2 protein-coding genes are annotated in these 1,275 nt (G+C 71.7%); both read right to left on the reverse strand.

The features are described 5' to 3' along the window. Positions 1 to 978: acetoin utilization protein AcuC (locus BZL64_RS37675; RefSeq protein WP_086773452.1), on the reverse strand; the 978-nt coding region annotated here is incomplete at its 3' end. Further along, a partial coding sequence (locus tag BZL64_RS37680) for an MFS transporter (RefSeq protein WP_143663447.1) occupies positions 929 to 1,275 on the reverse strand: 347 nt, incomplete at its 5' end. The genes BZL64_RS37675 and BZL64_RS37680, both read right to left, overlap by 50 nt.

The following is a 1,275-nucleotide window of genomic DNA, read 5'->3' on the forward strand; positions in this document are numbered from 1 at the left end:
CTCCGGCTCCACGGGCCGCCCCGCCGCGATCCCCACGAGATGTGTCCACGACCGCGGCACGACATCCACCACCGCGTAGCCACCCCCACCCAACGCGACCCACTTCCCCCCGGCGTACTCGTGCGCGAGCGAATGACAGGCGACCTGCACGGCCCGCTGCGCGTCCAACGACACCGCCAGATGAGCCAACGGATCCTCGAAGTGCGTGTCAGCCCCGTGCTGAGTGACCAGCACATCGGGCCGGAAGTCGGCGACCAGCTCCGGCACCACCGCGTGGAACGCCCGCAACCACCCTGCGTCCCCCGTCCCCGCAGGCAGGGCCACGTTCACCGCGGCCCCCTCGCCGTCCCCCGCCCCGGTCTCCTCCGGCCACCCGGTCTGCGGAAACAGCGTCCGAGGGTGCTCGTGCAGGGAGATCGTCAGCACCCGCGGGTCCTCCCAGAAGGCCGCCTGCACCCCGTCTCCGTGATGCACGTCGACGTCCACGTACGCGACCCGCCGAGCGCCCAGCTCCAGCAACCGCGCGATGGCCAGGGACGCGTCGTTGTACACACAGAACCCGGCCGCGCCTCCGGGCATCGCATGGTGGAGCCCGCCCGAGAAGTTCACCGCGTGCAGCGCGTCCCCCCGCCACACCGCCTCGGCCGCGCCCACCGACAGCCCGGCGATCAGGGAGGACACCTCGTGCATGCCGGCGAAGGCCGGATCGTCCACGGTCCCGAGCCCGTACGACGTGTCCGCGGCCCGCGGATCGGCGGAGGCGGCCTTGACGGCCTTGATGTAGTCCTCCCGGTGGACGAGCCGCAGCGTCGACTCCCCGGCCGGCTTGGCGGACACGACCTCCACCTCCCGGTCGAGCCCGAGGGCATCGACCAGTCGCCGGGTCAGGGCCAGCCGAACCGGATCCATCGGGTGATCCGGACCGAAGTCATACCCCGTTACTGCCTCGTCCCACATCAGCTGTGCGCGGCCGCTCATGCCCGCCACCGTATCGGTCCGGTTGAGGAGCGAACGACCTGGCGTACACGAACGTCACCAGCACCAACACCATCGGCACGGCCATCGCCCCGCGGTAGCTCCACGCGTCCCCGAGCGCCCCGACCAACGGCGAACCGACCAGGAAACCGACGTAGTTGAAGACGTTGAGCCGGGCGACGGCCGCGTCCGAGGCTCCCGGGAACAGCCTCCCCGCCGCCGCGAACGTCTGCGGCACGAGCACACACAGTCCCAGCCCCACCAACGTGAACCCGCCCATCCCCGCCCACGCCCCCGGGG

This window comes from Streptomyces bobili, from assembly GCF_002154575.1.
GTDB lineage: Bacteria > Actinomycetota > Actinomycetes > Streptomycetales > Streptomycetaceae > Streptomyces > Streptomyces bobili.